The sequence below is a fragment of the Microbacterium kunmingense genome, assembly GCF_023155745.1.
GTDB lineage: Bacteria > Actinomycetota > Actinomycetes > Actinomycetales > Microbacteriaceae > Microbacterium > Microbacterium kunmingense.
This window is the reverse complement of sequence record NZ_JAKNUS010000003.1, coordinates 416660-423071: the sequence shown is the minus strand read 5'-3', so window position 1 is coordinate 423071 and position 6412 is coordinate 416660. Positions and strand designations below refer to the sequence as shown.

The window sequence follows — 6412 nt, the reverse complement described above, 5'->3', positions numbered from 1 at the left end:
CTCGTTGAACACCAGGGCCTCCGCTGCATGTCGGCATCCCGTGCCACTCACGGGATGATCCACGAATCTGCACCGTGGGGCCCTGGGCCTACAAGAGTCTCAGAACCCCCACCCTCATAGGGTCTGAGAACGGGCGCCGCACTACACTCGGCGCCACTGTTTCACCCCAGGACCGTGCTGTCACGGAAGGGAGGCCCGTGGATCTCGCCACCCTCCTCGCCTTCTCCCTCGCCGCGGTGGTCGCCATCGCGATCCCCGGGCCGACCGTCCTGCTCGCCCTCGCGAACGGCTCCCGGTACGGCGTCAAGCGCGCCACCGCCGGGATGCTCGGTGCCGTGGCATCCGATGTCGTCCTCGTCGTCGCGGTCGGCATCGGCCTCGGGGCCCTGCTCCTTGCGAGCGAGCTGGCGTTCACCGTCGTGAAGTGGGTGGGGGTGGCGTATCTCGCTTTCCTCGGGATCCGGATGCTGCTGTCCCGCGGCGCGCTCCTCCACGGCGATCCGGCAGCCGACCCGCGCGGCTCGCGCCGCGCGCTGTTCCTCCGCAGCTTCCTCGTCGCGGTGACGAACCCCAAGGGATACCTCTTCGTCGGCGCGCTCCTGCCGCAGTTCATCGACCCCGCCGCACCCCCGCTGCCGCAGTATCTGCTCATCGGCGTGGTGTTCTGCGCGCTCGACTTCGCGATCATGCTCGGCTACGCCGTGCTGGGGTCCGGTGCCGTGCGCCTCCTCAAGCGACGGGGCGCGGTGTGGCTCGAGCGGGTCTCGGGTGCGGTGCTGCTCGGGCTCGCTGCGTGGCTGGCGACATCCCGACGGGCTTCCGCCTGAGTCTCAGAGCGATCCGGTGGCACCGACCCCGAGGTCGGCGTCGTAGTCGACGTCTTTGGTCTCGGGCGCAAGCGCCAGGGCGATGAAGGTGAGCACGCCCATCGCCGAAAGGTAGAGCCCCACGAGCCAGGGATTCCCGTCGCCCAGCTGCCACAGGGCCACGGCGATGATCGGCGCCACGGCGGCGCCCAGGATCGACGAGACGTTGTACGCGATCGCCGAGCCCGAGTAGCGCACGTTCGTCGGGAAGAGTTCCGGAAGGACCGCGCCCATGGGCCCGAAACTCCACCCCATGAGGATGAAGCCGAAGATGAGGAACGCCTGGGTCAGCGAGCCGGTGAACTTCGGGTCTGCCGAGGGCAACAGGAAGATCGAGAACGACAGCCCGAACACCACGATGAGGCCGGTGACCCACATCAGCATGGTCCGCCGTCCGATCGCGTCGGCGATCGGACCCGACAGCAGGGTGAAGATGCCGAAGAAGACCACGCCGACGATCTGCATGATGACGAAGTCGGTGTACCCGAAGCCGAGCCCCGGATAGAACTGCGCGGCGAAGGCGGCCTCGTCGAAGGCGCGGCCGGCGGATTCCGCGGCCGCCCGCGCCGCCGCGCTCGCGGACTCCAGGTCGGCGGGCTTCGTCCCGTACGACAGCGTGAACTGCGTCATCAGATAGAACAGCACGTAGGTCGCCAGCATGATGAACGTGCCGAGGATCGCCTGCCGCCAGTAGCGGCGAAGCACCGTGCCCACGGGGAAGCGGCGGATGACGCCCTTCTGCTCGGCCTTCACGAACGTGTCGGACTCCACCAGCCGCAGACGCACCCACAGGCCGATGATCACCATGACGGCCGAGAAGAGGAACGGCACGCGCCACCCCCACGCCAGGAAGGCGTCGGAGCGCAGCGCCGGATCCTCGGGGTGGGGGAGGAGGAAGTAGATCGTCAGGAACACCGAGTTGGCGATGATGAAGCCGAGCGGGGCTCCGAGCTGAGGGAACGTGCCGTACCACGCGCGCTTGCCGGCAGGCGCGTTCTCCGTCGCCACGAGGGCAGCCCCCGACCACTCGCCGCCGAGGGCGAACCCCTGCGCGAGACGCAGGATCAGCAGCAGGAGCGCCGCCCACAGGCCGATGTCGTTGAAGGTCGGGAGGCACCCGATGAGGAAGGTCGCGATCCCCATGGTGAGAAGGGATGCCACGAGTGTGGCCTTGCGCCCGAAGCGGTCGCCGAAGTGGCCAAAGATGACCGCACCAAGCGGCCGGGCGACCATTGCGGCGCCGAAGACGCCGAACGAGGCCAGGAGCGAGGTGGTGTCGTTGCCCGTGGGGAAGAAGAGCAGCGGGAAGACGAGCACCGACGCGGTGGCGTAGACGTAGAAGTCGTAGAACTCGATCGTCGTGCCGACCAGGCTCGCCGTGATGACGCGCGAGCGGGGGTTGGCCGGGGCGGCGGGCGAGGAAGCGGCGGCGGAGTCGGTGGCCTGGGTCATCGCCTCACCACAGCACCGCGATGGCGGCGTTGGCGAAGGTCAGGACGCCGATCGCCCAGAAGAGGGCCGGCGGCGTGGCATCCGTCTTCCGCTGGCGGGCGCGGGCGATGCCGATCACCGCACCGATCGCGAGGAGGATCACGAGCTTCACGCCGATCTTGGCGTAGTTCAGCTCGATGCCCGCCGGCCACGGCGCGGCGAGGATGAGTCCCGCGACACCGGCGATGAGGAGACCCCAGTCCATGACCCGGGTGGCCTGACGTCGACGCGAGACCGCCTCGACGACCCAGGCGCCGAAGAGCACCGCGAACCCGGTGAGGTGGACGAGCACGACGAGGTGGCGCAGGAATTCCATAGCTCAGAGGGTAGGGGGCGCCCCGCTCCCTCGCCAGGAAGGCGCGCCTCACGCCCGCATCCTCCGCGCCGCACCCTGCCCCCGCCCCGCCCCACACCCCGCCTCGCCGTCCTGCCCCGCCCGCGAAAGTGCATCTGCGCGCCGAGGATGCGGGGTGAACCCGGATTTTCGGCGCCCAGTTGCATTCTCGCCGAACCGGAGGGGGAGGAGAGGGGTGGAGGGGGTGGTGAGGGGAGGTGCGGAGTGGCGAGGGGTCAGCCGCGCAGTGCGCGGAGGACCAGCGCGGTGCGCAGGGCCGCGTCCGCGGCCTCGGCGCCCTTGTCCTCCTTCGAGCCCTCGAGCCCAGCGCGGTCGAGGCCCTGCTGCTCGTCGTCGAGGGTGAGAACACCGAAGCCGACGGGCTTGCCGGTGTCCAGCGCCACCCGGGTGAGACCGTCGGTCGCGGCGGCCGAGACGTACTCGAAGTGCGGGGTCCCGCCGCGGATGATCACGCCGAGGGCCACGACGGCATCGGCGCCGGCCTCCAGCGCCGCCTTCGCGGCGACGGGAAGCTCGAACGACCCCGGCACCCGGACCAGGCGGTAGTCGGCCCCCGATGCGTCGAGAACACGCTCGACGCCGGCGATCAGGCCGTCGGTGATGGTCGCGTGCCAGGTGCCGGCGACGACGACCACCCGCAGGCCGGCGCCGTCGATCTCGTCGACCGCGATCGGTGCTCCCTTGCCGCTCACGCGACCCCCTCCTTCATGTGGGCGATGGCCTCGGCCAGATCGCCCTCGTCGATGATGTGCCCCATGCGGTCGCGCTTCGTGGCCAGGTACTGGTGGTTGTTCGGACCGACGCCGACGAGGAGCGGCACCTGCTCGATGATGTCCAGACCGAACCCGCGCAGCTGCGCGACCTTGTCGGTGTTGTTGGTCAGCAGCCGCACCTTCTCGATGCCGAGGTCGGCGAGGATGCCGGCGGCGGCGGCGTAGTCGCGGGCATCGGCGGGCAGGCCGAGGGCGAGATTCGCGTCGACGGTGTCGAGCCCTCGTTCCTGCAGGCTGTACGCGCGGAGCTTGTTGATGAGCCCGATTCCGCGCCCCTCGTGGCCGCGCATGTAGATGACCACGCCGCCGTCCCGTTCGATGGCGTCCAGCGCCGCATCCAGCTGCGGACCGCACTCGCACTTCAGTGAGCCGAAGGCCTCGCCGGTGAGGCATTCCGAGTGCACCCGCACGAGCGGTGCCGCGTCGGTGAGTTCACCCGAGATGACCGCGACGTGATCGGTGCCGGTCACACGGTCTTTGTACGCCCGGAACCGGAACTCGCCGTGCGACGTGGGCACCGTGGCCTCGGCGCGCAGGCTCACTCGACGACGCTGGGCGCCGTGGGCGGACGCGTCGACGGGGTCGACCTCGTCGAGGTGGGCGATGAGCTGCTCGATCGTGATGAGCGGGATGCCATCGCGGGCCGCGAGATCGACCAGGCCCGGCATCCGCATCATCGATCCGTCCTCGGCGACGACCTCGGCGATCGCGCCGACCGGCGGAAGGCCCGCGAGCTTCATCAGCTCGACGGCGGCCTCGGTGTGCCCGGCGCGCTCGCGCACCCCGCCGTCGACCGCGCGCAGCGGCAGGATGTGCCCGGGGCGGATGACCGAGCTCGGCGTCGACTCGACATCGGCCAGCACGTTGAGGGTGTGGGCGCGATCGCTCGCGCTGATGCCCGTGGAGATGCGGTCGGCGGCGTCGACGCTCACGGTGTACGCGGTGCCCCGGGCGTCTTCGTTGACCTCCACCATCGGCGGCAGATCGAGCCGGTCGGCCCAGTCGGCGGGCATCGGCGCGCAGACGAAGCCGCTGGACCAGCGCACCGTCCACGCCACCCATTCGGGGGACGCGAGCGCCGCGGAGAGGATGATGTCTCCCTCGTTCTCGCGGTTCTCATCGTCGACGACGATGACGGGCTTGCCCGCGCGCAGGGCGTCGAGGGCGTCGGAGAGGGGCGAAAGGCTCATCGGGAGCCTCCTTCTGTCGGGACGGCGGGCGCCGTCAGGGGGAATGCGAGAAGGCGCTGCACGTGCCGCGCCAGGATGTCGGTCTCGAGGTTGACGGCGTCGCCGGCCTCGCGGGAGCCGAGGGTGGTGGCCTCCAGGGTCTCGGGGATGAGCGAGACCTCGAACCACGGCTCGGCGGCCTCGGGCGCGCTCACGGCGCTGACGGTGAGAGAGACCCCGTCGACGGCGATCGAACCCTTGTCGACGACGAGCGGGGCGAGGTGCGCGGGAAGGGCGATGCGCACGACCCGCCACTGGGCCCCGGGCCGCACGTCGATCACCGTGCCGGTGCCGTCGATGTGGCCCTGCACGATGTGACCGCCCAGCCGCCCGTGCGCGGCCGTCGCGCGCTCCAGGTTCACCGCGCGGCCCGCGGCGACGCCGGCCAGAGTGGACATGTCGAGGGTCTGGCGCATGACGTCGGCGGTGAACCAGTCCTCGCCGCGGTCGACGACGGTCAGGCACACGCCGCTGACGGCGATCGAGTCGCCGTGACCCGCGTCGGAGACCGCCTTCGGGGCGCGCACCGTCAGTCGCAGACCGTCGCCGGACGGGGTGACGGCGGTGACGGCGCCGATCTCTTCGATGATTCCGGTGAACATCAGCTGTCCTTCGCGTTCGCGGGTGGGGTCGTCACGGGGTGGGCGACGAGGAGGAGGTCGTCGCCGAGCCGTTCGACGGAGGAGAGGGCGAGGCGGACGGCGCCGCCGATCGAGTCGACGCCGATGTCGCCGAGGGCGAGCCGCGGGCCGCCGAGGAGGACGGGCGCGACGTAGGCGAGCACCTCGTCGACAAGGCCTTGGCGCACGAACGCGGAGGCGAGGGTGGGACCGCCCTCCACGAAGACGCGGTGCACACCCTCGCGCCGGAGGTCGTTCAGCACCCGCGCAAGGTCGCGCGAGGAGGAGAAGATCGGGGCGCGGGGATGCCGCCGCACGGCCGCATCGGCAGGGGTGGCGCGCTCGCCGATGACGACGGGGCGGGGCTGGTGGGCGAGCAGCGCCCCGGCGCCGTCGCGGGCGGTCAGCGACGGGTCGTCGGCGAGCACCGTGCCGGTGCCGACGACGATCGCATCCGCCGCCGCTCGGCGTCGGTGCACGTCCTCCCGCGCGGCGGCTCCGGTGATCCACTGGCTGGTCCCGTCGGATGCCGCGGCGCGGCCGTCGAGGGACTGCGCCCATTTGACGGTGACATGCGGGCGGCCCAGGCGCTGGACCGTCAGCCAGGAGGCCAGCAGTTCGCGGCCCTCGTCGCCGAGCACGTCGGCTTCGACCTCCACGCCCGCCGCACGGAGGGTGTCGGCGCCGCCGGCGGAGACGACCCCCGGGTCGTCGACCGCGTAGAGCACGCGGGAGATCCCGGCGGCGAGGAGCGCCTGCGCGCAGGGGCCGGTCCGGCCGGTGTGATTGCAGGGTTCGAGCGTCACCACGGCCGTCGCGCCGCGGGCCTGTTCGGGGGAGAGGTGGGAGAGCGCGTCGACCTCGGCGTGGGGGGTGCCGGCACCGCGGTGCCATCCCTCGGCGAGGATCCGGCCGTCGGGGGAGAGGATCACCGCGCCCACCTGGGGGTTGTATCCCACCGGGCCGTTGACGGCCAGCGCGAGAGCGCGACGCATCGCGTCGCGCTCGACGTCTCGCACCGTCATCCGTCTTCCCTCGTCCATCCAGTCGACCCATAGGGGCCCCGGGGCACGGGTAC

At 71.3% G+C, this 6412-nt stretch carries 7 protein-coding genes; 1 reads left to right on the top strand and 6 read right to left on the bottom strand.

The window, feature by feature from the left end; all coding sequences use genetic code 11:
* The first annotated feature begins 197 nt into the window (after positions 1 to 197).
* The gene (locus tag MA875_RS06930) at positions 198 to 827 is read left to right on the top strand and encodes a LysE family translocator (RefSeq protein WP_248241339.1); all 630 of its coding nucleotides are present in this window, start codon (positions 198 to 200) and stop codon (positions 825 to 827) included.
* 3 nt (positions 828 to 830) lie between these two features.
* On the opposite strand, the gene MA875_RS06925 is transcribed toward MA875_RS06930, so the two are convergent.
* From MA875_RS06925 to ribD, 6 genes are all read right to left on the bottom strand, one after another.
* On the bottom strand, positions 831 to 2318 hold the full coding sequence (locus MA875_RS06925) for an MFS transporter (RefSeq protein WP_248241337.1): 1488 nt from the start codon (positions 2316 to 2318) through the stop codon (positions 831 to 833).
* A gap of 4 nt (positions 2319 to 2322) precedes the next feature.
* On the bottom strand, positions 2323 to 2673 hold the full coding sequence (locus MA875_RS06920; RefSeq protein ID WP_248241334.1) for a Fe-S protein: 351 nt from the start codon (positions 2671 to 2673) through the stop codon (positions 2323 to 2325).
* Positions 2674 to 2927: 254 nt separating this feature from the next.
* Positions 2928 to 3404 (bottom strand): 6,7-dimethyl-8-ribityllumazine synthase, encoded by a 477-nt coding sequence (ribH, locus tag MA875_RS06915; protein ID WP_248241333.1) that lies wholly within the window; start codon positions 3402 to 3404, stop codon positions 2928 to 2930.
* Positions 3401 to 4675, bottom strand: a complete 1275-nt coding sequence (gene ribA, locus MA875_RS06910; protein WP_248241331.1) for a GTP cyclohydrolase II — start codon at positions 4673 to 4675, stop codon at positions 3401 to 3403. Before ribA ends, ribH begins: the two co-directional genes overlap by 4 nt.
* Positions 4672 to 5316, bottom strand: coding sequence for a riboflavin synthase (locus MA875_RS06905; protein WP_248241329.1), 645 nt, complete (start codon positions 5314 to 5316; stop codon positions 4672 to 4674). Before MA875_RS06905 ends, ribA begins: the two co-directional genes overlap by 4 nt.
* Positions 5316 to 6359, bottom strand: a complete 1044-nt coding sequence (gene ribD / locus MA875_RS06900; RefSeq protein WP_248241326.1) for a bifunctional diaminohydroxyphosphoribosylaminopyrimidine deaminase/5-amino-6-(5-phosphoribosylamino)uracil reductase RibD — start codon at positions 6357 to 6359, stop codon at positions 5316 to 5318. Before ribD ends, MA875_RS06905 begins: the two co-directional genes overlap by 1 nt.
* Positions 6360 to 6412 lie beyond the last annotated feature (53 nt).

Excerpts from the sequence above, each read along its gene's own strand:
- MA875_RS06925 (WP_248241337.1), bottom strand. The coding sequence starts at position 2,318 with ATGACCCAGGCCACCGACTCCGCCGCCGCTTCCTCGCCCGCCGCCCCG.
- MA875_RS06920 (WP_248241334.1), bottom strand. The coding sequence starts at position 2,673 with ATGGAATTCCTGCGCCACCTCGTCGTGCTCGTCCACCTCACCGGGTTC.
- MA875_RS06905 (WP_248241329.1), bottom strand. The coding sequence starts at position 5,316 with ATGTTCACCGGAATCATCGAAGAGATCGGCGCCGTCACCGCCGTCACC.
- ribA (WP_248241331.1), bottom strand. The coding sequence starts at position 4,675 with ATGAGCCTTTCGCCCCTCTCCGACGCCCTCGACGCCCTGCGCGCGGGC.
- ribD (WP_248241326.1), bottom strand. The coding sequence starts at position 6,359 with ATGACGGTGCGAGACGTCGAGCGCGACGCGATGCGTCGCGCTCTCGCG.